General features: G+C 68.3%; 30 protein-coding genes. 15 read left to right on the top strand and 15 right to left on the bottom strand.

Annotated features, from left to right (window positions below; translation table 11 throughout):
* Positions 1 to 189: 189 nt before the first annotated feature.
* Positions 190 to 810, top strand: a complete 621-nt coding sequence (gene wrbA / locus ACFVT5_RS21000) for an NAD(P)H:quinone oxidoreductase (RefSeq protein WP_389889807.1) — start codon at positions 190 to 192, stop codon at positions 808 to 810.
* Between the two features lie 103 nt (positions 811 to 913).
* Here the strand turns inward: wrbA and ACFVT5_RS20995 are convergent, their stop codons facing one another.
* The gene (locus ACFVT5_RS20995) at positions 914 to 1738 is read right to left on the bottom strand and encodes a FadR/GntR family transcriptional regulator (RefSeq protein WP_389889804.1); all 825 of its coding nucleotides are present in this window, start codon (positions 1736 to 1738) and stop codon (positions 914 to 916) included.
* A gap of 220 nt (positions 1739 to 1958) precedes the next feature.
* Here ACFVT5_RS20995 and ACFVT5_RS20990 point away from each other — a divergent pair, with 220 nt between their 5' ends.
* From ACFVT5_RS20990 to ACFVT5_RS20965, 6 genes are all read left to right on the top strand, one after another.
* Positions 1959 to 2768, top strand: a complete 810-nt coding sequence (locus ACFVT5_RS20990; RefSeq protein ID WP_389889801.1) for a carbon-nitrogen hydrolase family protein — start codon at positions 1959 to 1961, stop codon at positions 2766 to 2768.
* Positions 2758 to 4185, top strand: coding sequence for an APC family permease (locus ACFVT5_RS20985; protein ID WP_389889798.1), 1428 nt, complete (start codon positions 2758 to 2760; stop codon positions 4183 to 4185). The genes ACFVT5_RS20990 and ACFVT5_RS20985 overlap by 11 nt, the downstream gene beginning before the upstream one ends.
* A 488-nt stretch (positions 4186 to 4673) precedes the next feature.
* Positions 4674 to 4952 (top strand): hypothetical protein, encoded by a 279-nt coding sequence (locus ACFVT5_RS20980; RefSeq protein WP_389889795.1) that lies wholly within the window; start codon positions 4674 to 4676, stop codon positions 4950 to 4952.
* Positions 4953 to 5065: 113 nt separating this feature from the next.
* The gene (locus ACFVT5_RS20975) at positions 5066 to 5674 is read left to right on the top strand and encodes a hypothetical protein (RefSeq protein WP_389889793.1); all 609 of its coding nucleotides are present in this window, start codon (positions 5066 to 5068) and stop codon (positions 5672 to 5674) included.
* Positions 5675 to 5695: 21 nt separating this feature from the next.
* Positions 5696 to 6169 (top strand): hypothetical protein, encoded by a 474-nt coding sequence (locus tag ACFVT5_RS20970; protein ID WP_389889790.1) that lies wholly within the window; start codon positions 5696 to 5698, stop codon positions 6167 to 6169.
* 179 nt (positions 6170 to 6348) lie between these two features.
* Entirely contained in the window at positions 6349 to 7161 is an 813-nt protein-coding gene (locus tag ACFVT5_RS20965; protein ID WP_389889787.1) for an SAM-dependent methyltransferase, read from the top strand.
* 9 nt (positions 7162 to 7170) lie between these two features.
* Here ACFVT5_RS20965 and ACFVT5_RS20960 read toward each other — a convergent pair whose 3' ends face one another.
* The 7 genes from ACFVT5_RS20960 to ACFVT5_RS20930 form a co-directional block, all read right to left on the bottom strand.
* Positions 7171 to 8109: a helix-turn-helix domain-containing protein gene (locus tag ACFVT5_RS20960; RefSeq protein WP_389889784.1), complete on the bottom strand. Its 939-nt coding sequence runs from the start codon at positions 8107 to 8109 to the stop codon at positions 7171 to 7173.
* A 117-nt stretch (positions 8110 to 8226) separates the two neighbouring features.
* A complete protein-coding gene (locus ACFVT5_RS20955; RefSeq protein ID WP_389890716.1) occupies positions 8227 to 8469 on the bottom strand; it encodes a DUF397 domain-containing protein in 243 nt (80 codons plus the stop codon).
* A 272-nt stretch (positions 8470 to 8741) separates the two neighbouring features.
* Entirely contained in the window at positions 8742 to 9545 is an 804-nt protein-coding gene (locus ACFVT5_RS20950; protein WP_389889781.1) for a hypothetical protein, read from the bottom strand.
* A complete protein-coding gene (locus ACFVT5_RS20945) occupies positions 9545 to 13618 on the bottom strand; it encodes an SGNH/GDSL hydrolase family protein (protein ID WP_389889778.1) in 4074 nt (1357 codons plus the stop codon). Before ACFVT5_RS20945 ends, ACFVT5_RS20950 begins: the two co-directional genes overlap by 1 nt.
* A gap of 241 nt (positions 13619 to 13859) precedes the next feature.
* Entirely contained in the window at positions 13860 to 14243 is a 384-nt protein-coding gene (locus ACFVT5_RS20940; protein WP_389889775.1) for a signal peptidase I, read from the bottom strand.
* Positions 14244 to 14291: 48 nt separating this feature from the next.
* Entirely contained in the window at positions 14292 to 14705 is a 414-nt protein-coding gene (locus ACFVT5_RS20935) for a GNAT family N-acetyltransferase (RefSeq protein WP_389889772.1), read from the bottom strand.
* A 36-nt stretch (positions 14706 to 14741) separates the two neighbouring features.
* On the bottom strand, positions 14742 to 15260 hold the full coding sequence (locus ACFVT5_RS20930; protein WP_389889769.1) for a DJ-1/PfpI family protein: 519 nt from the start codon (positions 15258 to 15260) through the stop codon (positions 14742 to 14744).
* 116 nt (positions 15261 to 15376) lie between these two features.
* Between ACFVT5_RS20930 and ACFVT5_RS20925 the strand changes: the two genes are divergently transcribed.
* On the top strand, positions 15377 to 15841 hold the full coding sequence (locus tag ACFVT5_RS20925; RefSeq protein ID WP_389889766.1) for a UTRA domain-containing protein: 465 nt from the start codon (positions 15377 to 15379) through the stop codon (positions 15839 to 15841).
* Positions 15842 to 16134: 293 nt separating this feature from the next.
* Positions 16135 to 17295, top strand: a complete 1161-nt coding sequence (locus tag ACFVT5_RS20920; protein ID WP_389889763.1) for an alkaline phosphatase PhoX — start codon at positions 16135 to 16137, stop codon at positions 17293 to 17295.
* A 380-nt stretch (positions 17296 to 17675) separates the two neighbouring features.
* Here the strand turns inward: ACFVT5_RS20920 and ACFVT5_RS20915 are convergent, their stop codons facing one another.
* The 5 genes from ACFVT5_RS20915 to ACFVT5_RS20895 all read right to left on the bottom strand — a co-directional run bounded on the left by ACFVT5_RS20915 (position 17676) and on the right by ACFVT5_RS20895 (position 20110).
* Positions 17676 to 18452, bottom strand: a complete 777-nt coding sequence (locus ACFVT5_RS20915) for a hypothetical protein (RefSeq protein WP_389889760.1) — start codon at positions 18450 to 18452, stop codon at positions 17676 to 17678.
* 171 nt (positions 18453 to 18623) lie between these two features.
* Positions 18624 to 18833, bottom strand: coding sequence for a DUF397 domain-containing protein (locus tag ACFVT5_RS20910; protein WP_389889757.1), 210 nt, complete (start codon positions 18831 to 18833; stop codon positions 18624 to 18626).
* Positions 18834 to 18848: 15 nt separating this feature from the next.
* Complete coding sequence (locus ACFVT5_RS20905; RefSeq protein WP_389889754.1) at positions 18849 to 19058, bottom strand: DUF397 domain-containing protein; 210 nt, start codon at positions 19056 to 19058, stop codon at positions 18849 to 18851.
* Between the two features lie 15 nt (positions 19059 to 19073).
* Complete coding sequence (locus ACFVT5_RS20900; RefSeq protein WP_389889752.1) at positions 19074 to 19283, bottom strand: DUF397 domain-containing protein; 210 nt, start codon at positions 19281 to 19283, stop codon at positions 19074 to 19076.
* A complete protein-coding gene (locus ACFVT5_RS20895) occupies positions 19280 to 20110 on the bottom strand; it encodes a helix-turn-helix domain-containing protein (protein WP_389889749.1) in 831 nt (276 codons plus the stop codon). Before ACFVT5_RS20895 ends, ACFVT5_RS20900 begins: the two co-directional genes overlap by 4 nt.
* 100 nt (positions 20111 to 20210) lie before the next feature.
* Here ACFVT5_RS20895 and ACFVT5_RS20890 point away from each other — a divergent pair, with 100 nt between their 5' ends.
* From ACFVT5_RS20890 to ACFVT5_RS20875, 4 genes are read left to right on the top strand one after another with little or no spacing between them, the layout of a single operon-like run.
* Positions 20211 to 20438 carry a hypothetical protein gene (locus tag ACFVT5_RS20890; RefSeq protein WP_389889746.1) on the top strand — a complete coding sequence of 76 codons (228 nt, stop codon included), beginning with the start codon at positions 20211 to 20213 and terminating at the stop codon, positions 20436 to 20438.
* Positions 20435 to 20689, top strand: coding sequence for a hypothetical protein (locus ACFVT5_RS20885; protein ID WP_389889743.1), 255 nt, complete (start codon positions 20435 to 20437; stop codon positions 20687 to 20689). Before ACFVT5_RS20890 ends, ACFVT5_RS20885 begins: the two co-directional genes overlap by 4 nt.
* The gene (locus tag ACFVT5_RS20880) at positions 20686 to 21468 is read left to right on the top strand and encodes a hypothetical protein (RefSeq protein ID WP_389889740.1); all 783 of its coding nucleotides are present in this window, start codon (positions 20686 to 20688) and stop codon (positions 21466 to 21468) included. The genes ACFVT5_RS20885 and ACFVT5_RS20880 overlap by 4 nt, the downstream gene beginning before the upstream one ends.
* Positions 21469 to 21509: 41 nt before the next feature.
* A complete protein-coding gene (locus tag ACFVT5_RS20875) occupies positions 21510 to 22079 on the top strand; it encodes an SMI1/KNR4 family protein (RefSeq protein WP_389889737.1) in 570 nt (189 codons plus the stop codon).
* A gap of 36 nt (positions 22080 to 22115) precedes the next feature.
* On the opposite strand, the gene ACFVT5_RS20870 is transcribed toward ACFVT5_RS20875, so the two are convergent.
* Positions 22116 to 23132, bottom strand: a complete 1017-nt coding sequence (locus ACFVT5_RS20870) for a LacI family DNA-binding transcriptional regulator (RefSeq protein ID WP_389889734.1) — start codon at positions 23130 to 23132, stop codon at positions 22116 to 22118.
* Positions 23133 to 23305: 173 nt separating this feature from the next.
* On the opposite strand from ACFVT5_RS20870, the gene ACFVT5_RS20865 reads away from it, so the two are divergent.
* Both ACFVT5_RS20865 and tal read left to right on the top strand, forming a co-directional pair.
* A complete protein-coding gene (locus ACFVT5_RS20865) occupies positions 23306 to 23971 on the top strand; it encodes a nucleoside/nucleotide kinase family protein (RefSeq protein WP_389889731.1) in 666 nt (221 codons plus the stop codon).
* Positions 23968 to 25074 carry a transaldolase gene (tal, locus tag ACFVT5_RS20860; RefSeq protein WP_389889728.1) on the top strand — a complete coding sequence of 369 codons (1107 nt, stop codon included), beginning with the start codon at positions 23968 to 23970 and terminating at the stop codon, positions 25072 to 25074. Before ACFVT5_RS20865 ends, tal begins: the two co-directional genes overlap by 4 nt.
* 30 nt (positions 25075 to 25104) lie before the next feature.
* Here tal and ACFVT5_RS20855 read toward each other — a convergent pair whose 3' ends face one another.
* Positions 25105 to 25920, bottom strand: a complete 816-nt coding sequence (locus tag ACFVT5_RS20855) for an inositol monophosphatase family protein (RefSeq protein ID WP_389889725.1) — start codon at positions 25918 to 25920, stop codon at positions 25105 to 25107.
* Between the last annotated feature and the right edge of the window lie 24 nt (positions 25921 to 25944).

Genomic DNA, 25944 nt, shown 5'->3' with positions numbered 1-25944 from the left:
CTCCTTGCTCGCGTCCGTACTCGCGTGCGGTCTCGCGGTTGTCCTCACCGTGTCCGACGAGACATCGCACCGGACTGTGAGGTCGGCGCCGCACCTCACATCCGGCGATGCCGCCTCGTCGTAACGCTGAGCCGGGCAGAACCCGGCGGCAGAACCCGACGACAGAACCGGCGAAAGAGGAAACCGATCATGGAATCCGTGAACCTCGCGATCATCTACTACAGCGCCACCGGCAACGTGCACGCCCTGGCGCGAGCCGCCGCCGAGGGAGCGGAGAAGGCCGGCGCGAACGTGCGACTGCGCAAGGTCGCCGAAACCGCCCCGCCGGAGGCGATCAGCGCCAAAGCGGACTGGAGCCGACACCTCCAGGACACCGCCGACGTGGCCGAGGCCACCGGTGACGACCTGGGCTGGGCCGACGCGGTGCTGTTCGGCACCCCCACCCGTTTCGGCAACCCGGCCAGTCAGCTCAGGGCGTTCATCGACACCCTCGGCGGCCTGTGGTTCCAGGGCGGGCTCGCGGACAAGGTGTACTCGGCCTTCACCGCGAGCAACACCCTCCACGGCGGACAGGAGTCCACCCTCCTGGCGCTGGCCAACACCTTTTATCACTGGGGCGGCATCATCGTGCCGCCCGGCTACACCGATCCCATCCAATTCAAGTCGGGCAATCCGTACGGGACTTCACATGTGGCCGGTGAAGAGGCGCCCGGCGAGGTCGCTTTGCAGGCCGCCCGCTATCAGGCCCGGCGCGCCGTCGACACCGCTGCGGCACTCAAGGTCGGCCGTACCGCCCTGGGAGTCCGCTGACGAAATACAATCCGGGCCAGGATTACGGCAGTTCGGCGCCGACGCGTCGTGGACGGCTCATAGACACGCCGAGCGTGCCACCTGATCGAGTGGTGTGCCCCGGTCAGGCGCCGGGCTCCGCCCCGCCCGGCGCCTGGTCCCGATCCTGCGCCTGATCCTGGCCCTGATCGGCCTCCGCCCGGTCGCCCGACGCCGTGAGGCCCACGTACATCGTCCGGTGCAGGGCGGCCACATGGTCATGGGCCAGCCGTGCCGCCAGCGCGCCGTCGTGTGAGGCGAGCGCCGCGCGGATCCGCCGGTGCTCGTCGTTGCTGTCCCGCAGGTAACTCATCGGGTACGGAAGGAAGTACAGGTACAGCTCCTTCGTCACGCGCTGGTACATCTCCAGCGCGGACGGCACCCCGGCCGCGCGCACGAGTTCCAGGTGGAACCGCTTGTCCGCCGCGTGGAACTCGGCCCAGCTCCCGGCCGTGTCCATCTCCGCGATGTGCGCGTCGAGTTGATCGAGTACGGCCGCATCGGTCCGGTCGGCCGCGAGGTGCGCGAAACCGGCCTCCAGAACCCCGCGCTCATCGATCAGCCGGTGCACCCGCTCGCTGTCCTCCTGATACGCGGCGACCTGGCTGACCGTGTGCCGGTGCGGCCGGTCGGCGACGAAGGTACCGCCGGACCTGCCGGGCCTGCGCTGTACGACACCCTCCTGCTCAAGCGCGGCGAACGCGCGCCGTACGGTGATCTCCCCGACGCCCAGCGCCGCCGCCGTGGCCTGGATGTTCGGCAGCCGCTCACCCGGAGCGAGCAGCCCGAGGTCCACCGCGAGCGAGATCCGCGCCCGGACCGTGTCCACGGCGCTGGTACGGCGGATCGCCGCGAGGGCACTGGTGGTCAGGGGGTTCGGTGTGCCGGCTACGGCGTCCTCGGGGGCCATCACGCCAGGGTATGCACCGGGCCGAGCGGGTCGCCCGCACTCGTGGACACATGACGGATTTACTCGATCGAAACCCGCGTGGCCATTTACCTGATCAAACTGAGCATGTTTCCATGCTCCCACCACACCACGAGCACCACAGCACCCGACAGCACGGCACCACACAGCACGGCACCGCCACACACACCACAGCACCGCCCGCGACCAGGAAGCCCCCGGCATGAAGATCGCAGGACTCCAGACGGCCGGAACCCCCGGAGACGTCCCCGCCAACCTCCAAGAACTGGACGAGGCGGCCCGCCGCGCCCGAGCCGGAGGCGCCGATCTGCTGGTCACCACGGAACTGTTCCTGACCGGATACGACATCGGCGACGCCGTCCACGACCTGGCGCGCACGGACCTGCTGTCACCAGCCCGGGACATCGCCCGCACCCACGGCATCGCCCTCGTCGTCGGCGCACCGGAACACGACGGCGGCGCCTACTACAACAGTGCCTTCTTCATCGACCCGGACGGCGAGGTCCTCGCCCGGCACCGCAAGACACACCTCTTCGGCGACCTGGACCGCGCGTACTTCACACCGGGTGACCGCCTGACCACACTCGTCGACCACGCGGGCGTCCGTATCGCCCTCCTGATCTGCTACGACGTGGAGTTTCCCGAGAACGTGCGGGCAGCGGCACTCGCCGGGGCGGACCTGGTCGCCGTTCCCACCGCGCAGATGGAGCCGTACGCTTTCGTCGCCGAGCACCTCATCAGGGTGCGCGCGTGGGAGAACCAGATCTACATCCTCTACGTCAACCACGACGGCGCCGAGGACTCACTGCGCTACGTCGGCCGCAGCTCCGTCGTCGCACCGTCGGGCGCCGTTCTCGACAGCGTCGAGCACGGCAACCACCTCATCCACGCGACCGTCGACCCGCTCACGGTCCGGGAAGCCCGCGCGGCCAATCCATATCTGACCGACCGCAGGCCACAGCTCTACGCGTCCCCGCCCCTCCCCGCCCCCGAGGACTCCCATGCTCAATGATCTCTCCACGGAAGAACCCGCAGGTCACCGCAGTCCCACGAACCTCTCGGGGCGGCTCGGCACCGGCGCCATCGTGTTCATGGTCATCGCCGCGGCGGCCCCGCTCACCGTCATCGGCGGCAATGTCCCGCTCGCTGTCGGCAGCGGACCGGGCGCCGGTGCCCCGGTCGGGTTCGCCCTGGCGTCCCTGATCCTGCTGGTCTTCGCGGTCGGCTTCGTCACGATGACCCCGCATGTGCCGGAGGCGGGCGCGTTCTACGCCTACGCGACCCGTGGCCTGGGCGGGCGCGTGGGGGTGGGCACGGCCGCCGTCGCACTTGTCGCGTACACCGCGATCCAGGTGGCCGTCTACGGCTATCTCGGCTGGGCCGTGGACGACTTCATACGGTCCTTCGGCGGCCCGTCGACACCGTGGTGGGTGTGGGCGCTCCTCGCGCTCGGCATCGTCGCCCTCCTCGGCTACCGGCACATCGAACTCAGCTCCAAGGTGCTCGGAGTGGCACTCGTCCTGGAGATCGCCGTGGTCGTCGTGATGGACGCGGTGATCTTCGCCCGGGGCGGCGCCCACGGCATCAACGTCGAGTCCTTCACCCCGGACGCGGCCCTCTCCGGACCCCTCGGCATCGCCGTCCTGTTCGCGCTCACCGGGTTCATCGGCTTCGAGGCGACCGCCGTGTTCCGCGACGAGGCCCGCGATCCCGACCGGACCATCCCGCGCGCCACCTACCTCGCCGTCCTGATCATCGGCGTCTTCTACACCGTGTCCTGCTGGGCGCTCGTCCTGGCCGCGGGCACCGGGGAAGCGTCCGCCGTCGCGCAGCGCACCCTCGACGGCGAAGGCAACTGGCTCATCGACACCGCGCAGACGTACGTCGGCACCGCCCTGCGCGATGTCATGCAAGTCCTGCTGCTCAGCAGCCTGTTCGCCTGTGTGCTGTCCTTCCACAACGTCATCGCGCGCTACACCTTCACGCTGGCCCGCAAGGAGTTGATGCCGTCGCGTCTCGGCGAGGTCCATCCGCGCCATCACGCGCCGTCCTTCTCCTCGGTCGTCCAGACCACGACCGCACTGGTCCTGGTGGTGGCGTGTGCCGTGATCGGCCTGGATCCGCTGGTCGGTGTCTTCGGGTCACTCGCCGGCGTCGCGACGGTCGGCATGGTGCTGCTCATGCTCACCACCTCGGTCGCCGTGGTGGTCTTCTTCGCCCGTAACTCCGGCGCCGCGGCGGGCCGGACCTGGCAGACCCGCGTCGCACCCGTGCTCGCGGTCCTGGGGTTGCTGGCCGGTCTGTGGCTGGTCCTGTCCCACTTCACGCTGGTCACCGGAGGCAGTCTGACCGTGAGCGTCGTACTCGCCGCCGTGCCGTTCCTGGCTTTCGCGGCGGGTGCCGTCAAAGGCTCCGGAACTTCCCGATGATCCGGCTCGGAGCATTTGCATACGCGTATTAGCTCCAGGTATCTCCTGGTGATGATGAGGGTGGCGCATATATCTGCGTCGCCCTCATTGTCGATCTTCATCCATTTGGGCGAATGACAATACCCTCGCCCTGTGGGGTGACTGTCATGTTCTTGCCGATCATTCGACCCCGAGGCTGCCATAGGTCACCACCGGCGAACAGATAGCGTCGGAATGCGTTCAAGTTCGGTCATTCATCGACGCGGGCAGTCGGATTAACGGCCGGGTGTCGCGCGTGCCGCGTTGACTTCGACAAGCGGATGAGCCTTTCAGCGGCATTCCCATAATGCGCGAATTTGCAAAACGATTTGAGAATCGCTATTGCTCGCGATTCGGGGGTACATTCTGCTGGCGTCGGCCTCTTGAGATGGGGGCGCGACATTCATTCAGCAAGGCGGCCCCGGGGCGGTGGAGCGCCCAGGGGCCGTCGATCAAGCAAGGAGAATTCAATGCCTGACCCGTTTCGCCGGGAGGTCCTCAACCGGATCTCGGCGTCCCGTAAAGGCAGTATCCCGCAGCACTCATGGCATCAAACCGCGCGGTTGGTTTGGACCACATCAGGAATGCTGGCCGTCGCGTGCGTGAGCGTGGTCGTCACGGTCCGGCTGTGCGGTGCGGACGCGCTGGACATGGTGGTCGAGGTCGTCGCCCTCGCGGGTGCGATGGCCACGTTGATCACCGTGGTGAGCGGCCTCGCCGCCCCCCGTTGCAGGTGCCGTCGGCGCTGATGTCGTACGGGCCAGGCGGGCTCCGCCCCCTGGCCCCTCAGCCGGCCACCTCGCCGCCGTACGGCGGTTCGGTGCCTGGAGTGTCTCTGTGGGACCTGTGGAACCTGGGGGAAATGGCGATGGTGAGTACCGACTGTGCGACGGACTGCGGCTTCTGCGGCAGCCCGTTACAGCGCAAGACCGGTCCGGGACGGCGCCGGGAGTACTGCGACAAGACCTGCCGGCGGCGCGCGCAGCGCCGTCGTGAACAGGAACGGAGCAGCGCCACCGCTCTGACCCTTCCGCAAGGGGCGGACCTGGCCGGCGAACTGCGCGCGCTTTCCGCCCGCCTCGCGGAACTGGAAGGCCGCCGCGCACCCCTCGCCTCCCTGCTGGAGTGCGCCCGCCTCATCGATCTGACGGTGACGGGCTATGTCGGGGCTGCCGTGCACGACGCCCGGCAGCGGGGCACGGACTGGACGTCCATCGCGGACGCCGCCGACGTGAGCGTGCAGGCGGCACGGTGCCGGTGGAACGACACCGTCCTGCTGGCCCTGATCGGGCAGCGCCGCCCCACCCAGTGGCATCCGTCCGCCTGGCACTCCGTACCCCCGCCGAACAGCGGCTCCCGGGCAGCGGCATCGCCCGACGCGCTCCCTGCCCACGCGCCACCGTCCGGCGGGCCGTCGTCCGGCGGGCCGTCGTCCGGTACGGGCGGTACGCGGCCCACCGGTCGGGCGTGAGCCATGGCGTCGGGAGAACGCGTGGCGCGCCCGGACCACTTACCGCCCTCGCCCCGTTTCGCGTGGTTGCCTCCCGGGGCCCGCCGACTCGACTTCATGGTCTTCTACGACCAGGCCCACCTGCCCTACGTCCGCTACGCCCAGACCCGTCTGGGCCGGCTCTCCGTGGCCCGCGAGGCGGTCGAGGCGGCGTTCGCGGACCTCGCGTCGGACTGGCCACGGGCGTTGAGCAGTCCCCGGGCGCCCGCGATGGCCTGGGAACTTCTTCAGCGGGCCATAGCCCGTCACGCGGTGGCGCGTGTCCTGCCGGGTGCGCCCCCGCATGAACTCATGGTGCTGCATTGCGGTTTGGGCCTGCCGACGGACACCGTCGCCTATCTCCTGGGTCGAGATCCGCTGACCGTGAAGGCTCATCTCGCGGTGGCGCGACGCACCGCCGCGCACCCCCCGCATTGCGCGGCGGAGGATGCCTGCCCCGACCGATCCACCCGTTGAGTGCGTTTCGCTCCGTTGTGCGCCGGTTCGTATTTCTCACCGCGTATGGTCCTGACCGCTCCCGGCGTGCGGCGCTCACTCGATCTGGTGATCACCCGCGCCTGGCGGGCCCCGCAACTGCCCCTCTACGATGGGTAGTTCACCGGTCGCTGCCCCTGCCTGGGGACAGAGGGGGACGGATGGACCACGGGGATCAACCCCTTTCTCACTCGATCGACCTGAACACACCCAGCGTGGCCCGTATGTACGACTGGCTCCTGGACGGCATCGACAACTACGAAGTCGATCAGGCCGCCTGCCAGGACCTGTTGAAGATCGCCCCCAGCACCAAGGCGCTGGCGCAGAACAACCGCGCGTTCCTGCGCCGTGTGGTCCGCGTCCTCGCCGAGGACTACGGCATCCGGCAGTTCCTCGACCACGGGTCAGGTCTGCCCACGCGGGACAACGTCCACGAGGTCGCCCAGCGGATCGACCCCGAGGCCCGCGTGGTCTACGTCGACAACGACCCGATCGTCCTCGCCCATGGACGTACGCGCCTCGTGGAGAACGACCGTACGGCGATCGTGCAGGCCGACATGCGGGACACGGCGACCATCTTCGAGCACCCCGATGTGGTCCGGCTGATCCGCGCGGGTGAGCCGACGGCCGCGCTGTTCGTCTCCGTCATGCACTGTCTGAAGGACGACGACGTCCAGCCCCTGATCGAGCGGGTCAAGGCCAGGCTTGAGCCCGGAAGCCTGCTGGTGATCTGCCAGTTGGTCAGCGAGCACGAGGACGTACGCACCCGTGTCACCGCGCTCATGAAGGACGCGACCCACGACAACTGGGGCCGCGTACGCGAGGAACACGAGGTCCGTGGCTATCTCGACGGCCTTGACATCATCGAACCGGGCCTGCGCGACGTGACCGACTGGCGCCCGGACAACGAGGTCGTCCCCCGTCAGCGCGACGACGACTGGGTGGAATGGGGCGGCGTCGGGCGCATGCCCTGATCGTCGTTTCTAGGGGCGCCGGTGCTTCTCCTCGTACCTCTGGATCATGTCGTCGAGGAACGCGATGCTCTCCGACCGTGACAAGGCGTGTCCCATCAGCTCGGTCACCACCGTCCGGTACTGGGCGAGCTTCTTCGGATGGGTGATGTACTCGGCACTCTCCATGTGTTCCACGTAGACGACCTCGGTCGGGCCGCCGTCCGCGAGGTGCAGATGGGTCAGGGGGAAGCTCGGTGCCCGACTCGCGCCGTCCCCGTCGAACGGGATGATGTGGATGCTCACATGCGATGTCTCTTCGTCGGCGGCGCGCCGGAGATGCTTGAGCTGTTCGCACATCATGGCCGGGTCGCCCATGTTCCGCCGCAGCACCGACTCGTCGATCACCACGACGACCTCCGGGCGCTGCGCGTCATCGAAGAGTTCGGCCCGCACCAGGCGGTCCCGCACATGCCGTTCGATCGTCACGGAATCGGCGTCCGGCATGGCCGCCTTGACGAGTAGCCGGGCGTAGTCCCTGATCTGGAGAAGCCCGGGAACCACATGGCTCTGGTACGTCAGGATCCTGGTGGCCGACGCCTCCAAGGACACGAGACGGCGCAGATAGCCGGGTGTCACATCGCTGTAGCGCAATCCCTTCCGCTCCAGACGTGTCTGGCGCAGCAGTTCATGCACGTCGTCGTGCTCGGACTCGGGGACCCCGTACCCCCGGACGAGATCCCATACGTCCCGCTCCTTCGGCAGGGAGTACTCGCCACGCTCCAAGCGGCTGATCTTGGAGACCGAGCCCCGGATGAAGGGCGCCGCCTCCCTCAACGACAGGTTCCGCTCCGTGCGCCACTGCCGCAGCAGATCCCCCAGTTGTCGCGCCGGCAGGGTGCGGCTCTCCGGTTCGGCGCGTAACGGGATGGGCTCCGACGATTCCCAGGGTTGCTGGTTGTCAGCGGACATGCGAACTCCTAGCGGGACTGGACAGAACCACACCAGTATTTCAGCCTGGAGAGCGCATGTCCGCCAGATCAACCTATGGCCAGGGCCCGGCCGTTGTACGTGGCCGAGCCCTGGATCTCAGGCGCTGCGGGCCACCAGCTCGTCGAATTCGCCCGCACCCGCACCGGCGACGAACGCCGTCATCTCGGCCTTGGTGAACAACAGCGCGGCGCCGTCGGGGAACCGGGAGTTGCGCACCGCGACCCCGCCCCCCGGGACCAGCGCGACTTCGACGCACTCGCCGATTCCGGCGCTCGCGGCGCTCTTGACCCACCGCTCCACGGGGATCTCGCTCGCCCGCATCCCGTTGGTGAACTGCATTTCGGACACCCACTCTCTTCCGCGGTTCGGATCTCCCACCACCGACACACCACGGACACACGACGGACCACCGATGCGCCGGACGATTCCCATAACCGCCGGTACAGAAATCCCATCTGCAATGGCCTGGGGCGGGAGGATGAGAAACATGGTAGGGAGTGCGGACCGCCGCGTAAGTCCCCCGTAAGAGTGCTGAGTTGCTGCCCAAGTGCGGGACGGGGGCACGGAGACACCCGGGACGCACGAGCACCCACCACCGCGCCCTGTCCAGTTCAGTCGGCGCAGTGCGCGGCGGCGATCGGAGTGGTGGTGACGGCGTCTTCGCCTGCGGAGTCGGTGCGCCGGACGAACCGGTAGCACTGCTGGTCTCCGGTGGTGTGTACGAGGGCGGTGACGGTGACCGTGTGGTTCCGGCCGGTCACGGTGGTCACTTCGTAGGTGGCTCCGTCGAGTGGTTCGAGGAGGGTCTGGACCTGTGCGCGGTTCACCGATGTCCGGGTGATGGCGCGCAACGCTTCCTGAGCCGCCTGGGCCGCGGCGGTGATCGGCTGCCTCCGCGTACAGGCCGCTTCCGGCTGAGGGGTCACCTTCGCGTGCCATGTGCCGCTGTCGCGCTGGAAGGCCAGGGCGTAGCAGCGGGTCGCCGACTCGATGCGGACCGGTCCCCACACGGCGGGCCGGACTTCGTACCCGTCGGCGAACAGCGCGACGGCGGTCAGCCGTTCCGGGGTCTTGGCGTACGTCACCTTCGCCGCCACCGTGCCCCGGCCGAGGTCGGGGTCTTTCGCATGGCGCAGGACGATGTCTTCCGCCGCTTCACGGCTGACGTCTCCCTGGGCCGTGGTCAGCGCCCGGACGGTCACGGACGCGGCGCGGCGGGCCTTCTGTTCGACCACCGCCTGTGCCTCCTCGCGGCGGTCCGTATTGCCCGTATCGGCCCGGTGGGACGCGTATGCCATCCAGGCGAGGACGGAGCCGAGCGCGAGGATCAGGACGGTCAGCACGGTCAGGCAGCCGCCGGTCACGGCGCGGGAACCCCGCCCCGCGACCGGCGTCGAACTGGATGCGCGTGCCACTAGCTGCCCTGGTAGCCGATATCGGCGAGGGTCTGGTCCATCACAGCAGAGTAGGCCGTGGTGCCCCGGTTCTTGGGGTGGAACGATTCGAGGCTGGCGCAGACCCCGACCACGGGAATGCACGGAACCGGATTCTCCGGGTCTCCCGAGTGGTAGTCGCCGTCGCCGTTCGGGCCTGCCACGATGCGGTTGATCCATTCGTCGCTGTCACAGATCCCGTGACCGTGGAAGGCGCTGGTCGGGTCGGCGAACGCCACCTTGACCCCGCTGTTCTTCAGCGCCGTGACCTTGGCTTTCTGCTTGTCACGCAGGTCGTCGGCCAGGGCGTTGAGTGTGTCGAAGTCGGCTGTCAGGCACGGCTGGTCGGCGACGAGGTGCGGGTAGCCCATGAGAACGATCTGCGCGTTGGGAGCCTTCTGGCGGATCTCGCCGATGAGTCTCCCGGTCGCTTCGACGGCTGTGTCCGTCTTGGCGGTGTAGTCGTCCTTGTCGCATACGCCGATGAGATAGCAGTGAGTGATGGCGTTGGTGAAGTTCCCGCCGTCGTTCCCGCCGATGGTGAGCATCACCAGGGTGGTGTCTCGGCTGAGGACGCCGGAGTTGATCTGCGCGATTTCGTGGAACTGCCCCTGAGCCTGCGGTTTGCTCGGATCGTCCCAGGCGGCGGGTTGTACCTCGGTGTCTCCGTTGGCGATGTCCTTGCCCCGTACGTGCCAGGTGGCGGCTCCGGAGCAGGTGACGTTCTGTAGATCGGCGACCGTGGAGTGCGCGTCGGAGAGGTCACCGAGGGGTGTCGCCTGGAACGGCAGGAGTATTTTGCGGTTCCACGCGTTGGCGCTGCGACGGCAGGCGTTCCACTGCGTGGTGCCGTGGCTGCGGTCGGACTCGGGCGAGTAGCTCCCGGCGCCTTCGCCGGAGGAGTACGAGTCGCCCATTGCGACGACCATGTGCTGTGGCTTGCCCGGGAGTTCCTGGAAGGCGACCGACGTGAACGCGATGTCCTCGTCGGCGGTGCCGTCGTCGGTGGTGTTCGACAGCTCCACGCGGGGTGTGCCGGTGAAGTGGTAGACACCGAGTTCGGCCCATGTGCTCTTGCCGTAGTGGGTGTTGATGTAGCGGTCACGGTCGCCGCCCTCGACGCCCTTCACCACGTAGTGGGCCTGCTGGGTATGGGCCCCCGTGTCCGGCAGATGCACGAACACCCGTGCCCAGCCCAGGCTTTGACCGAGGGTCCAGGTACCGGTGACGGTCATGGCGCCGGACGGGCCGCCGAGGTGGGAGTCGTCGCGGCTGTGGGTGTACCAGAAGTGGCCGCCGTAGCCACCGCCGATCTGATGCAGGTCCGCCTTGGCCTCGTACTGGTTGTCCGAGTCGGCGTTGAAGCCGAACTCGAAGCTGCCCGACGACGTGACCTGGCCGCAGTCGCTCCATGACTCGGTCCCGTTGGGCACCGAGGCGACGACATGGGAGCCGGTCGGTGCGCCGGAGCAGACCGGTTCGCCGTTCTTCAGCCGGTAGCCACGGCCGGGTTCGGCGCGGAGTGTCGCGTACTTGATGTTCTCGTGGCCGCAGTCGGTGGCGCAGTCGGCCTTCCAGGTGGCGTTCGATATGTGCCACCAGTACTGCGCGTAACACGCCTCGGTCTGGCAGTCCGGCGGGTTGGTCGAGTCGCAGTTGTTGTACGTGTTGCAGAACGTGTCCAGCGGCGGTGAGACCTGGCTGCGCTGGGCGTTGTTGACCCACCACGCCGGGTAGAAGCCGGCCGAGGAGAACCCGGATTCGCCCTGCCAGTCCTGGCGGCCGTCGCTGCTGTACGAGAACCCGGTGTCGATGGACCAGGCGGACCAGCCCATCACCTTCTCCTCGTACGGCCAGTCCTGCGGGTGGGCGGCGTCATGGTTCGCGTCGGGGTCGACGCTGGTGTCCATGAAGGGGTGGCCCCAGCTCTTCTTGTAGATCGGGTTGGCCGGGTTGTTGTACCAGCCGAGACCCCACGGGCCGCTGGAGTGCGGGGTCGGGGGGTTGAAGCCGAGGTTGTAGTTCCACACGGCGGTGAACCAGTTCTCCACCCGCGACGGGTCGTCGTCGTTGACGGTGACCTCCTGCCCGGCGGTGTGCACCTCGTTCCACTTGTCGGCGAGGATCTGCACGGACGCGGCGATGTTCACCGCGTAGTCGACCGCGACGGCCTTCTGCTTGTCGGCGGGCAGACTGGTCTCGTTCGGCTTCTCGTGCCCGGCCAGGCGCATGCCGTCGGTGATCTGGCCGACGCCGTAGCCGCAGTCCGAGTCGTCCCAGTGGATCTTCCAGTAGTCGGTGGTCGAACCGCCCGCGTCATGGCCGTAGTAGCCGTCGACGGCCGCCAGCGGGCTGCCCATCTGCCCCGGAATCGCACCGGACTCGGCCTGCCACAGGTTCGACTCCTGCGCGAGGACGCCGAGCAGTACATTCGCGGGGATGCGCCCGCCGCCGATCAACGTCGGCTGGGGGAACAGTCCTTGAGGGTCGATGGTGCCCAACCCCGTCTGACTGCGGTATCCGCCCTGCCGGATCCAGTTGGAGCGGAGCTGGCCGCGTACGGCCATGTCCACCGCCCACTCGACCTGGTTGGGCGTGGGCTGGAGTGCCTGGGCGTTCACGTCGTTGCGGGAGACGGAGCACCAGCGGTCGGGGTCGGTGGGGGTGGTGGAGACGGCGGTGGCCGATGCGGTGCGGTTGAGCTGGGCCTTCGTTCCGGTGCTCGCTGATTTGCCCGTGTCGCTGTCGGTGAGTGCGGGGGACAGGGTGGACGACGAGGGGGATGCCGGGGCTTGGGCGACGGCCGGTGAGACGGTCTGGGTGAGTTTCCGCGCGGTGGCGGTGGCCGTGGAGGTGACGGTCATCGGGGTGTCCGCCGGATCCGGGGTGTTCGGCTGCGCGGCGGGCTCCTGCTTGGTGAAGCCTTGGCCCGAGTTCTTGATCCGCTCCAGGCCCGCCTTCACACCGGGGGAGAGCACCGGGTCGACGGCGAGGCGGCCGTGGGTGGAGACCGTCGTGTCGGCGGGTGCGTTGGTGAGTACGGTGACGCCGGTTCCGTCGGTGCGGAGGCCGCCGGTGCCGGGGTTGCCGACGGGATGGCCGGTGAGGAACACGCGGCCCGCCGTGCCCTGGGCGAGGTCCAGGTCACCGAGCTTGCCGGAGGCCAGGACGGTGGGCTCGCCGTGTCCGCTGAACACCTTGGCGTGCGCTGTGGAGTTGCCCTCGCGGTCGACAAAGGCGATCTGTCCGTGGGCGGCGGGCCTGATGTCGAACGGGACACTGTCCGCGCCCGCCAGCTTCTTGACCTTGCCCGAGCGAGCGATGTGGATCAGGTCGTGTCCGCGTCCGGCGACCGTGCCGTCCTTGACCGGTACCGCGCTGGTGATCTCACCGTCGAGCGCGGCCGTACCGGTCGTCTTCCCGGCCGTGTCCACGGTGACCAGGCGGGTCTTCATGGTGCGGACGTCGTTCATACCCCGGAACGCGGTGAACGCGGCCGTGTGCAGTTGGGGGTTGCAGGTCGGGTCGAAGTAGGCCAGCGACGCGGTGAACGGGAGCTTCGTCACCCGGCCGCTGTCGAGGTCCACGACGGCGGTGAACGCGCCGCCCTGCATCAGATCCGGCTTGTTGGTGAAGCTTCTCGGCGCATAGGCGACGGCGGCATGGGAGTGGTCCATGACGCAGGCGTTGCCGATCCACGAGTCGGCGGGCATGCCCGGCTCGGCCAGTGTGGCGGCGGTCTTCCACGCGTACGCCTTCGCGCTGTCCGCGACCAGGATGCGCAGCCCCGCGGTGTCGGCGACTGCGGTGACGGCCCGGTCGTCGGAGGTTTTCCAGCCCTTCCCGAGCTTGCCGTCCGGGTTGTCGGTGACGCGGCCGTCCGGCCGGGGTGCCGTCTCACTACGGGCGGAGGTGGGGTCCGGGTTCGGCCGGGGCCCGGCGGTGGCGGGTGTGGCCTGGAGCAGCCCGCCGGCGAGCGCGGCACAGGCGGCCAGGGCCAGGAGGCGCGGATACGGTCTTCTTCTTCCGGACTTTCCGGATCTTCCGGGTTCCAAGTGACTGTCTCCCCGATGTCGACGTGCCCAGGGAATGGTCTGGTCCACCCCTGCGGGCGGCGGTCACTGTAGGCGTTGCATGTATATGACAGGCAAAGAAATGGCCATGCCGTGGCCGAGAATCGCCCTGTCGGCGGATTGCCGGAATGTGACTCGGTGGGGCCTCAACAGCCTCCGGTACGGGTGAGGTTGTGGTGGCGGAATGTGGGGGAGGTGAGTGCGGTGTGATCAGGTTGGCTCATTACTGCCGTGGCCGTGCGTCGTCCCCCACCGCGTATCCGGGTACGGACGGCCACCGCACAGTCAGTACGACCGACTCCTCCTCCGCGAACCAGGAGTGGTCGACTCCGCGCCCCCAGACGACGAAATCACCCTGCTGCTGGAGAAGGACGCTGCGGCCGGGAAGTTCCACGCGGAAGCGCCCGCTGATGAGTACGAGAAGAGCGGTGCGTTCCTCGCCCTTCACCCACTGGGCTCGCTCGTCGCCGCGCGGATGAACGCCCCATTTGATCTCCACGGCCTCGCTGTGGCGCGGATCGCCGACGTCCTTGAAGTGGCCGAGGAGCCAGCCCCGGTCGAGTGCCGCGTCCTTGCCGGCGTTGCCCACGTACACGTTGTCGTTCACGTGGTCGGATGCTAATGCCTTGTCAGGCACCCTGCGCCGGTCGGTCTATTACTGATCGAATGTCCAGGTGAGCATGGTCTGCCCCCCTTCCGGGACGCCGTCCGCGCGGCGGTACGTCGAAAGTGCCGCCGTGTTGTCCTCGTCCGTGATCGTCCACACGCCGTAGCAACCCCGTTCGCGCGACAGGTCCGCGAGCGCCGACACCAGAGCCCGGCCGATGCCACGCCCGCGGAACGACTCGTCCACGCCCAGCTCGTACAGGAACATCTCGGTCCCCTTGTCCGGATGAGTCATCTCGACACCGGTGACCATCCCTGCCGGAGTGTCGTCCACGTAGGCGATCAGGAGGTGATGGCGCGCATCCGCGAGGAACTGTTCCGTCGCCTCCTGCCGTGGGGTGGTGTCGAAGAGGTGCCCGGCGGCGTTGACGGCTTCGACCTGGGTGATGCGACGGATCTCCATGCGGGGATCGTGGCAGGTTTCGGTATCGAGACCCAGCTACACCGGCGGTTGGGGGTCGTACTGAATACCTCGGCGCACCTGACGTGCGCGCTCCGGGGACGACAGTCGGGCGACGAGGTGGAGGGCCATGTCGATACCGGCCGAGACTCCGGCGGACGTGACCGTGTCACCGTCATCGACAAACCGATCGTCGGCCCGTACGTCGATGGTCGGGTCGAGTTCCTTGAGGAGTTCCAACGAGCCCCAATGGGTGGTGGCCGGACGCCCGTTGAGCAGGCCGGCTGCGGCGAAGACCAGCGAGCCGGTGCAGACGCTGGTCATGAGCGGAACCGATTCGCGCTGCCCGCGTACCCACTCCAGGTGCCCGCTGTCGTTGAGCAGGGGCCGGGTTCCCTGACCGCCGGGATGCAGCAGGACGTCGAGCGCGGGCATGTCGTCCATCGAGTGATGCGACCCGACGGTGAGCCCTTTCGCGCAGGTCACGTTCTGTTCTGAGTTGCTGAGTGCCGGACATCGGTGCCGACAAACCGGATCATTTGAGAGGGCGGCTGGCATCCGGATCTACCGGACCAGATCACCTGACATTCCGGGGATTCATCCGTCTCAGTTGATCTGATCGCTCCAGGTCTCGGGCATGTGGTCGGACCAGATCGCTTGGGACGGGACAGATCGTGCGTGAACGGATGCCGTTGGCGCGTACCGCCGGTGAGTACGCGGAGGTTCTGTCGGCCGAGATGGTGCCCGCCCCGGAGGACGTGGCCATGGCCCTGGACGTTCAGCCCGGCGACCTGGTCGTGCGCAGGCGCCGGGTGACGTTCGAGGGTGAGACCCCGACCGCGACTTCATGCGGTTGGTTCACGTCCGAGGTCGCCGATGCGGCGCCCCGGCTGCTCCAGCGTGAGCGGGTGCGTGAGGACACGACGCGCTATGTGGAGATGCGGACCGGTCGCGGCCCGTGCACCGCCCGGCCGGCGTCGGCCGAGGAGTTGGAACTCCTGCGCCTCACTGGACCGGAGGCCGTCGCCGAGTCACGCCATGTGGCGTACTGCGCCGAAGGCCGGCCGCTCACCTACGAGGTGGGTATCTCGCCCGCCGGGCGCTGGGCACGCACGGAGGAGTACGCGATGGGCCGGTGAGTCCTACTGAGCTTCAACCAGGGCGAGGGCGGGGCCGGCGGAAGCGGCGGCCAGTGCGGGGACCGAGGCGAGGGTGTCTTCGATGTGTGTGCGGTCTCACCAGTGAGACCTACCCGGCCGGCGCACGGCTCGGTCCGCTCACCTCGGAGACCGACCGCTCACGCTTTACGTTTCGTTGAATTCCCTTTGCCATTCGTTGAAGGGGTGTACATGCCTCACTCATAACGTGCGGAGCGCGCGACTCCGCTGCCGATCGGCAGCGGAGCAGTCACGAATCATTCGTGGAGTGACCCGTGGAACGTCGCACTTTCCTGCGCGGAGCCGTCATCGGCACCTCGGCCGTCGCCTTCGGCGGTACCCTCATGCCCTCCGCCGTCTACGCGGCCCCGGCCCAGAACGGCCTCGGCCCGTACGGTGCACTGGCCGCGGCCGACGCCAACGGCATCCAGCTGCCCAAGGGGTTCAGCAGCCGGGTCATCGCCCGGTCCGGCCAGAAGGTCTCCGGCACCTCGTACACCTGGCACAACGCTCCCGACGGCGGCGCCTGCTTCGCCGACGGCACGGGCTGGATCTACGTCTCCAACTCGGAGATCAGCCCCGGCGGCGGCGTGAGCGCCGTCAAGTTCAACTCCTCGGGCACCACCACCGGCGCCTACCGCATCCTGTCCAACACCAGGCAGAACTGCGCGGGCGGCGCCACCCCGTGGAACACCTGGCTGTCCTGTGAGGAGGTCAGCCTCGGCTACGTGTACGAGACCGACCCGTGGGGTGTGAACGCCGCCGTCCGCCGCGACGCGATGGGCAAGTTCAAGCACGAGGCCGCCGCCGCCGACCCGGTGCGCAAGGTGATCTACCTGACCGAGGACGAGACCAACGGCTGCCTCTACCGGTTCATTCCGACCACCTGGGGCAACCTGTCCTCCGGCACGTTGCAGGTGCTGGTAGCCGGCACCGCGACCTCCGGGTCGTTCAGCTGGGCGACCGTGCCTGACCCGGACGGCTCGCCGACACTGACCCGCGACCAGGTCTCCGGCGCGAAGCGGTTCAACGGCGGCGAGGGCTGCCACTACGCCAACGACACCGTCTGGTTTACCACCAAGGGCGACAATCGGGTCTGGCGGGTCAACCTGGCGAACAGCACCTACGAACTCGCCTACGACGACAACCTGGTCAACCCGGGCCCAGCCCCGCTCACCGGCGTCGACAACGTCACCGGCTCCTCGTCCGGTGACCTGTACGTCGCCGAGGACGGCGGCAACATGGAGATCTGCATCATCACGCCGGACAGCATCGTCGCGCCATTCCTGCGCATCACGGGCCAGTCGGCCTCGGAGATCACCGGACCCGCCTTCTCCCCCGACGGCAAGCGACTGTACTTCTCCAGCCAGCGGGGTACGACCGGCAGTTCCTCGGGTGGCATCACCTACGAGGTCACCGGCCCGTTCCGCGCGTAGCCACGCACTGATTGGAGGGCCCGGAGACTGACAGCCCCGACAGCTCCGGGCCCTCCCCCGTGCCCACGCCCCTGGAGCGCCACCCGCCAACGTTGCCGCGATGGGAGAGCGGTGACCGCCAGCAGAATGACAGCGACGGTGACGGTCATCGGCCCACGGTGGCGGCGTTGGCCGGATTCACGGCCACAGCCTTGAAAAACGTGTAGGAGAAGGTCCCGTTCGCCTGTGCGGTGCGGTGCGGATCCGTCATCCCGCGATCCCAGTGGGCCGCGGTCGCCGCGGCCGGCGCCGAGGAAGCGGCGGGTCAGCTGCTGTTCCTCGGAGCCGAGTCCGCGGTAGCGGCGCCCCGATGCCCACAGCGGTTGCCGGGGCCGCCCGGGTCAGCGCGGCAGGAGTCGTTCGACTCCTTCGCCGTGCGGCAGCTGGGTGATGTTCTCCACGAGGCCGCCGAGGTCGTCGGCCGGTCCGGTGGCTGCGACGTGGATCGCGTCGTCGCCCAAGGGGTGGAAGACGGCGGCGTCGACTCTGATCTGGTGGGGTTTGTCGGTGTAGTGGGCGTGGACTGAGCAGGCGGTCTGGCAGTTGCCTTTGAGCTGGGCGAGGACGCCGCGCTCGACGCCCAGCAGCCGGGCGGTGGCGGGGTCGTTGATGGCGTCGAGGAGGTGAGCGGCGATGGTGTCGCGGCTGCGCTGCTCGACGACGAGCGTGCCCGCACCGGTGGCCGGGGCCAGCACCGAGGCTGGGATCAGCTGTGTGGCGCGGTCCGCCTGGGACACCGGGCACAGTCCGGCATAGGAGACCACGAGGGCGTCGAGGGGCTTGTCGCCTTCGCCGGCGTCGAGGCGGGCGAGTCTGGGGATCAGGTTGCCGTGCACCGGCTGGATGGTGATGTGGGGGTAGCGGGTGCGGAGTTGGGCGATGCGGCGCGGCGCGCTGGTGCCGAGGATGCTTCCGGGTGGAAGGTCGTCCAGGGTGGCGCCGGACTGTCCGGCGGGAAGGACGAGGGCGTCCCGGGCGTCTTCGCGAGGCAGGACGGCGCCGATGGTGGTGTCGATGCCGCGCTCGTGAGGCCCGGGGAGGTCTTTGGCGCACGAGACGGTGACATCGACGCGTGCGGCGGCCAGCGCCCAGTAGTCATTGACACGGCCCTTGTCCACGCATGTCCGAGGAATGCCAGTACCGCTGTTGGAGTATTTCCGCGTAGGGGCAAATGCCGGCGGATGCGGTCCACCTGGCCAAACCGGCGGGTAGAGCCCACGGCCGGTCCGTCTGTGCCGTCGTGCCCCGCCATGCCTGCCGTTTCGGAGGTGTGGCGGGGGCTTCGGCGGTCAGGCGGGGTCGAACTCTCCCGCTTTGACTCCCGACACGAATGACGTGAACGCGGGGGTAGGGAGGTTCAGGACCGGGCCGGCCGGGTTCTTGGAGTCGCGGACCGGGACCATGCCGTGGGAGGTGGCGAGGTTGGCGGCGACCTCGATGCACTGGCCGCCGTTGTCGCTGTGGGAGGACTTGGACCAGTGGGGGGATTCGGTCGTCATGGGGTGCCCCTTCGGTTAGACGGAGTGGAACTCTCCTGCCTTGATGCCCGATACGAAGGTGGTGAACGCGTCGGCGGGGAGGTTCAGGACGGGGCCGGCCGGGTTCTTGGAGTCGCGGACCGGGACCATGCCGTGGGAGGTGGCGAGGTTGGCGGCGATCTCGACGCAGTTGCCGCCGTTGTCGCTGTGGGAGGACTTGAACCAACGGGGGGATTCGGTCGTCATGGGGTGCCCCTTCGGTCAGGCGGTGTCGAACTCTCCCGCCTTGATGCCCGATACGAAGCAGGTGAACGCATCGGCGGGGACGTTCACGACCGGGCCGGTCGGGTTCTTGGAGTCGCGGAGGGGGACCACGCCGTGGGAGGCGGCGAGGTTGGCGGCGACCTCGATGCACTGACCGCCGTTCTCGCTGTACGAGGACTTGAACCAACGGGGGGATTCGGTCGTCACGGTTTGCCCTTTCGTAACTGGCTAATCATGCCAATGGACGCCGCTCGGGGCAGCGCTTCGGCCTGTAGTTGATGGTAGTCCGTCAGAAGGGACACTACCGATGCGCTGTCCCGTTCAAGGTGGCCTCGGTTGGCGGATTCGGCGTACGACATCAGCGAGCGATCCGGCATCGTGAGCACGGTCACCGGCAGCGTCATCGGACGACGAACCCCGATGTCGAACGGGGCGACTTGAAGCACGGTGTTCGGCAGTTCGGCGAACTCGATGAGCCGCGCGAACTGAGCGTCCATGAGGGCCTGATCCCCGATGGGGCGGCGAAGGCAGCTTTCATCGAGCACGACGAAGACCAGCGGGGGTGGCGTTCGCGTGAGCGACGCCTGACGCTGCGCGACGAGCGCAATCCGCTCGTCAGCTTGCTCCCGCGTTGCAACGCCCCTCTTCACGGCGCTGTCTCCGAGAGCTGATGCGTACTCGTGTGTCTGGAGCAGGCCAGGGATGACGCCGACTTCGTAGAGCCTGATCTCTACCGCGCGCCGCTCATGAGCGAGGTACTCCGGGAACCCCTCAAGCAACACCTTGTACCTGACGGCCTCGCTCTGACGCTTGAACCGATCGCCGGTTCCAAACGCCCTGTCAGCGCTCGCCGAAAAGCGTTGAGTTGGAGTACGCCGACCAGTTTCGACGGCGGAAATATGCGCCCCTGAACACCCTATGCGCTCCGCCAGCTCGTCCTGCGTCCAGCCGCGCTCATCCCTCAAGCTGCGAAGACGTGCCCCGAACGCCGCACTCGGCGAACTCTCGGGCTCCAGGTCCTTTCGATTCACCATCTGGCACCTTACTTGCCTGTCACTCTCAGTAAGTTGAAGACAACCCCACCGTACGTCACGCTGAATGCTCTTGGTAGTGGAACCGCTACGGAGAGGAACAATGGTGTCCGAAAAGAACCCTCCGACCCCCGGCACGCTCATGGTCGACGCGCAGAACCGGATCGGTGAGTTCCGGGGTGAGTGGTGCGGACTATGGTCCCTGCGCCCTGTAACTGGCGGTAGGGAATGGACCGTTGACCCACAGAGTGTGCGGCCGGCAAGTCCCGAACAGCGCTTACGCGCGGAGAACTCCCGGCTGAACGCCCGGAGTCGAGGTGAGTACCTGTGACCACCCTCGGCTTCGTCCGCTGGACATTACGGCCGGATCTTGACCCCGACGCCCCCCAACTCACCTACGCCTACCGGTGTCTCACCCTCAACACCGACGACACCGCATGCAACGACAAGTCACCCACCAGCACCGACCCGACCGAACCCCAGACCTGGGCCTTCACCCACCTCCGTATCCACCCCGACCACACCAGCTACGCCGAAGTCATCGAACGACCGTGGGTGATGTGGCGCGAGGGGCCCGTATGAACTGCCCGTCCGAACAGCCGAGTTACCGGTGCGAGGTACACGCCGAAGGACCCGTCTACGGCACCGGACTCACCGCCCACCACATCCTCGGCACCCACGACACCATCTCCCCGATACTCGCTGTCCGTTGGCTCACCAGTCAGGCGCTGCGGATCGCCGATCGGCTCGACCCCGACCCGAACCGTTCCCCCTGGGTGCGCAAGGCCATGCGCAAGACGTCCGTGCCGGAGCCCGACAGCCCCACCCAACTCCGCGTATGGGTCGGCAACCCCGCCAAACAACAGGCCGCCCGCGACCGCATCAAGTCCGGGTACCCCCTGCTCCTCCTCGTCCCGGACACCGACTGCGCCTACACCCTGTCCATCCGTCCACCCCACCCGCCAGGATCAGCCATGCGCCAATGCGAAGCCACCACCCCTCTACCTCCCCTGGGTCTCCTGTTCGCGATCCTCGCCGGACAGGGCCGCGTACTCGGCAACGACCTCGAATACGCGCCCACCCACGTCCGCTGCGAACTCGGTACCCGGCACCAGGGCGAACACGCCGACCACGTATGGGACTGGGACCACCAACCCACCCACGCCTTATGGGCCCGCTGGGACATCGGGGGCACCCTCCGGTACGAGTCCCTGCACTGGTGCGAAACCCCCGGCGGCCCGGAGGGCGACGCGTGCACCCTCTACCGGGACCACGCCCGCCGCCACTCCTGGGCCGTACACGACCCCGAAACGGACGCCCTGCTCCGGGAGGCCAGGAAGTCACGACCAGACAGCACATGACCGCGCGGGGCGTTGTCGCGGCGGGGTGGTATCCATGCCGCGTGAACATCTACCAGGCTGAACACGCTGACCCCGCTGAACTGGCCGCACTCCGTGAGGCGTTCGGCGTCGATGACGGCGGCGAGTCGGCCCTCGGCTGGGAGGCGGTACACGCCTTCGAGGCAGCGCACGGGGTCGTGCTGCCCGAGCCGTATCGGACCTTCGTCGCCGAGATATCGGACGGTTCGTATTCCGGGCCGCCCGAGTACGGGCTGCTGTCCTTGGCGGAGCTGCCGGACGGCTGGGGTGGCGAGGAGCGGGAGCGCGACCTGAGCAAGCCGTTCCCGCTGGCCGAGGCGTGGATGTGGGAGGAAGACCCGGAACCGGCCGAGGACGCCGACGAGGTCCTTGACCGGGTCTACCACCACGGCTCGATCGTGCTCGGCACCGACGGATGCGCCATGGACTGGCATCTCGTCGTCACCGGCCCCCACCGAGGGCACGTCTGGATGATCACCGACGTCGGCGCTGTCCCCTTCGGCGCGCAGTTCGGGTTCACCACCGCCGAGCCCGGGTTTGCCGGCTGGGTCCGGCACTGGTCTGCGAACAAGCCCTGGTACGACGCCGGGTGACCCCACCTCGCCGAGACGTAGCGCGGTCAAGCGCGGTCAAGTACCGCCAACCCCCACCCCCACGCACCCGCACGACCGCCGATGCATCAAACGCGGCTCCAAGCGCTCGGTACGCGGCGCCGCCCCCGGATCCTCGAAGCGGTCAAGGAGCATCCGGATGGCCCGCTCGCCGAGTTCCGCGCAGGGCTGGGCGAACGCCGTCAGCGGCGGGGCGAACAGGTCGGCGCCCGGCAGGTCGTCGTACGACACCAGGGCCATGTCCTGGGGAATCGACACACCGGCATCGCGAAGCGCCCGCATGCTGCCGATCACCATCGAGTTGTTGCCGATGATGAGGGCGGTCGGCGGTGTGGGCCTGGCGAGCAGGTGCTGCGTCGCCACACGGCCGCCGGCGATGTCGGAGTGCCCGTCCGCGATGAGGGACGTGTCGTACGGCAGCCCGGCACGCTCCAGACCGATGTGGTAACCGATCAAGCGTTCCTCCGTGGTGACGAGTCCCGCAAGGCCGGTGACCATGCCGATACGGCGATGGCCCAGCTCGGCGAGATGCCGTACCAGCGTGGCGGTGCTCTCCTCGTTCTCCGGGCCGATCTGGTCGAAGCGGTCGTCCACCAGGCGGTCCACCAGCACCGTGGGGACCTTGGCGGCTGCCAGGTGCTCCAGTGTGCGCGCGGGGTCGGTCGACGGTGCCAGGACGACTCCGTCGACACGGCGCTGGAGCAGGCTGTGGACCACCTGGAACTCCAGGTCGGGTTCGTCGTGCGAGTCGGCGAACAACAGGGTGCGTCCCGCGCGTCCCGCCGCGCTGTCGACCCCGCCGAGTACCTCCGCGAAGAAGGGGTTGGTGATCGCGGAGACCACCACACCGATGGAGTCCGTACTCGATGTGGCCAGGGAACGGGCGAGCGTGTTGTGTGTGTAGCCGGTCCGCGCGATCGCCTGCTCCACCCGCTCCTTGGTCTCCGCGCGCACCTGCCGCGTGCCGTTCACCACGTAGGAGACGGTGGCGATGGACACGCCCGCGACACGCGCCACCTGCGCCATGGTCGTCATCGGCTGCCTCCTCATGGAATCGGCTGCCTGCCCGTGACATCGGCCGGTCTGCCCGTGCCATCCGCCGCCTCGCCGTGATCGCGGCCGAGCGTACCAATGAGTGAACGTTAACCGCTTAGATTCTGTGCGCCAAGGTCTTGCTAAGCGCTTAACTTCGGCCTAGCGTGACCGGCATGCGGTTCCCCGACATCCTCGAACGCGCCCGGAGCCTCACGCCCCCGGGCCGGCGGTCGATCCTGGGCATCGCCGGGCCGCCGGGTTCCGGGAAGTCCACCCTCGCCGCCCGCGTGGCCACCGCGCTGGGGCCGAGCCTCGCGGTCATGGTGCCCATGGACGGTTTCCACCTGGCGAACGAGGAGCTACGACGCCTCGACCGCCGACACCGGAAGGGCGCGCCCGACACCTTCGACGCACAGGGCTACGTAGCGCTGCTGCGGCGGCTGCGTGACCGGACCGAGAGCTGTGTGTACGCGCCCAAGTTCCACCGCGAGATCGAGGAAGCCGTCGCCGGTGCCATCCCGGTCCCGGCCGAGGTGCCCTTGGTCATCACCGAGGGCAACTACCTCCTGCTGGACGACGGCCCCTGGGGCGAGGTCGCGCCACTGCTCGACGAGTCCTGGTACCTCGCCCCTGCCGAAGAGGCCCGGCTGACCTGGCTCATCCAACGGCACGTGGCGTACGGCAAACCTCCCGCGGAGGCCCGTACCTGGTCCCTCGGCACGGACCAGCGCAACGCCGACCTGGTCGCCGCCACCCGGAACCGGGCCGACCTTGTGTTCCCACCCCCGCCCCTCGACCACGCATCCGCACCGACCGACAGGAGAACCGACCCCTCATGACCGACGCACTCAAGCGCCTCTCCGAGGAAGGCGTCGCGATCTGGCTGGACGACCTGTCGCGCCAGCGGATCACGTCCGGCAACCTCGCCGAACTGATCGACCAGCAGCACGTCGTGGGCGTCACCACCAACCCGACCATCTTCCAGAAGGCGATCTCCGGAGGTGAGGGTTACGGCGAGCAGATCTCCGACCTCGCCACGCGCAAGGTGACCGTCGAGGAAGCGCTGCGCATGATCACCGCGGCGGACGTACGGGACGCCGCCGACATCCTGCGCCCGGTGTTCGACGCGACCGGCGGCCAGGACGGCCGGGTGTCGATCGAGGTCGACCCGCGCCTGGCCCACAACACGGCGGCGACCATCGCCGAGGCCAAGCAGCTCGCCTGGCTGGTCGACCGGCCCAACACCCTCATCAAGATCCCGGCGACCCGGGCGGGCCTGCCCGCGATCACCGAGGTCATCGGGCTGGGCATCAGCGTCAACGTCACGCTGATCTTCTCGCTGGACCGGTACCGCGAGGTCATGGACGCGTATCTGAGGGGCCTGGAGAAGGTGGGGGAGCGCGGCCTTGATCTGTCGGGCATCCACTCGGTGGCGTCCTTCTTCGTGTCCTGCGTGGACGCCGAGATCGACAGCCGGCTCGACACGCTCGGAACCCCCGAGGCCACGACGCTGCGCGGCAGGGCGGGTGTCGCCAACGCGCGGCTCGCCTTCCAGGCGTACGAACAGGTCTTTGGGTCCGACGAACGATGGGCCGCCCTCGACCAGGCGGGCGCCAACAAGCAACGTCCGCTGTGGGCTTCGACCGGCGTGAAGGACCCGGCGTACAAAGACACCCTGTACGTCGAGGAGTTGGTGGCCCCGAACACGGTGAACACCATGCCGGAGGCCACGTTGCACGCCACCGATGACCACGGGGCGATACGCGGCGACACGGTCACCGCTACGTACGAGCAGGCCCGTGCCGACCTCGACGCGCTGGAGAAACTCGGGATCTCCTACGACGACGTGGTGCGGCTTCTGGAGGACGAGGGCGTCGAGAAGTTCGAGGCGTCCTGGAGTGACCTGCTCGTATCGGTCGCCGCCGCACTGCGACACACGTAGGTCAGCGGGCACTGGTGCCGGTTCGCTTTTCTATCCCCCGGCCACCCGGACCGGCCCGTTCTGGATCATCGACATCAGCAATCCGTGGGTTTCGGGGTCGGCTGAGGCGATCAGGCCGTGGGTCGTGGGGCCGAGGGGGGCGCCGTTGATTCCGGTGAGGACGCAGCCGGCGGCTCGGCAGAGGGCGATGCCCGCGGCGAAGTGCACGTTGCCGGACAGGTCGCCGCCGTCGGTGACGTACGCGGCGCGTTTGCCCGCCGCCACCCAGGCCAGCGCCAGCGTCGTGGACACGACCCGTGGCCGGAACCGCGCGACGAACCTGGGGTCGGCCAGCAGGTCGACGGCCCGGAAGCCGGGTGCGTTCGGGAACGGTGGGTCCAGGTTGACGTCGACCAGGTGGGTGGCGGACGTCGGCGCCAACCGGAGGTCGGCCCCCTCGTTCCGTACCCAGGCGGTCTCGCCGTCCGTGTGGAAGACCTCGCCGCTGAACGGGTCGGCCACCGCCGCCGCCCCGTCGCGCAGCGCCACATTGACGGCCACCAGCATGTTGCCGACGGCGTAGTTCAACGTGCCGCACAGGGGATCCACCAGCCACTGGCGTGCGGCATCGGCGGCTCCCCGCTGCCCGCCCTCCTCACCGAGCACCGCGTCATCGGGCCGAGCCGCGCGGATGACGTCGAGGATCGCCTTCTCGGCCGCGACATCGGCGGCGGTGGCGAAGTCCCCGCCCCCCTTGTCGATACGGGTGAGCCGCCGCCCGTACATCTCGCGGACCACATCGGCGCCGGCGAGTGCCGCGGCTGTCGCCACTTGGGCATCGTCATGGTTCGCGTATGAGTTGATCACGCGGTGCAGGATACGGGCCGCACG

The organism is Streptomyces sp. NPDC058001, assembly GCF_042886315.1.
In the GTDB taxonomy this organism is placed as follows: domain Bacteria; phylum Actinomycetota; class Actinomycetes; order Streptomycetales; family Streptomycetaceae; genus Streptomyces.
This window is presented reverse-complemented; position numbering and strand designations above follow the sequence as displayed.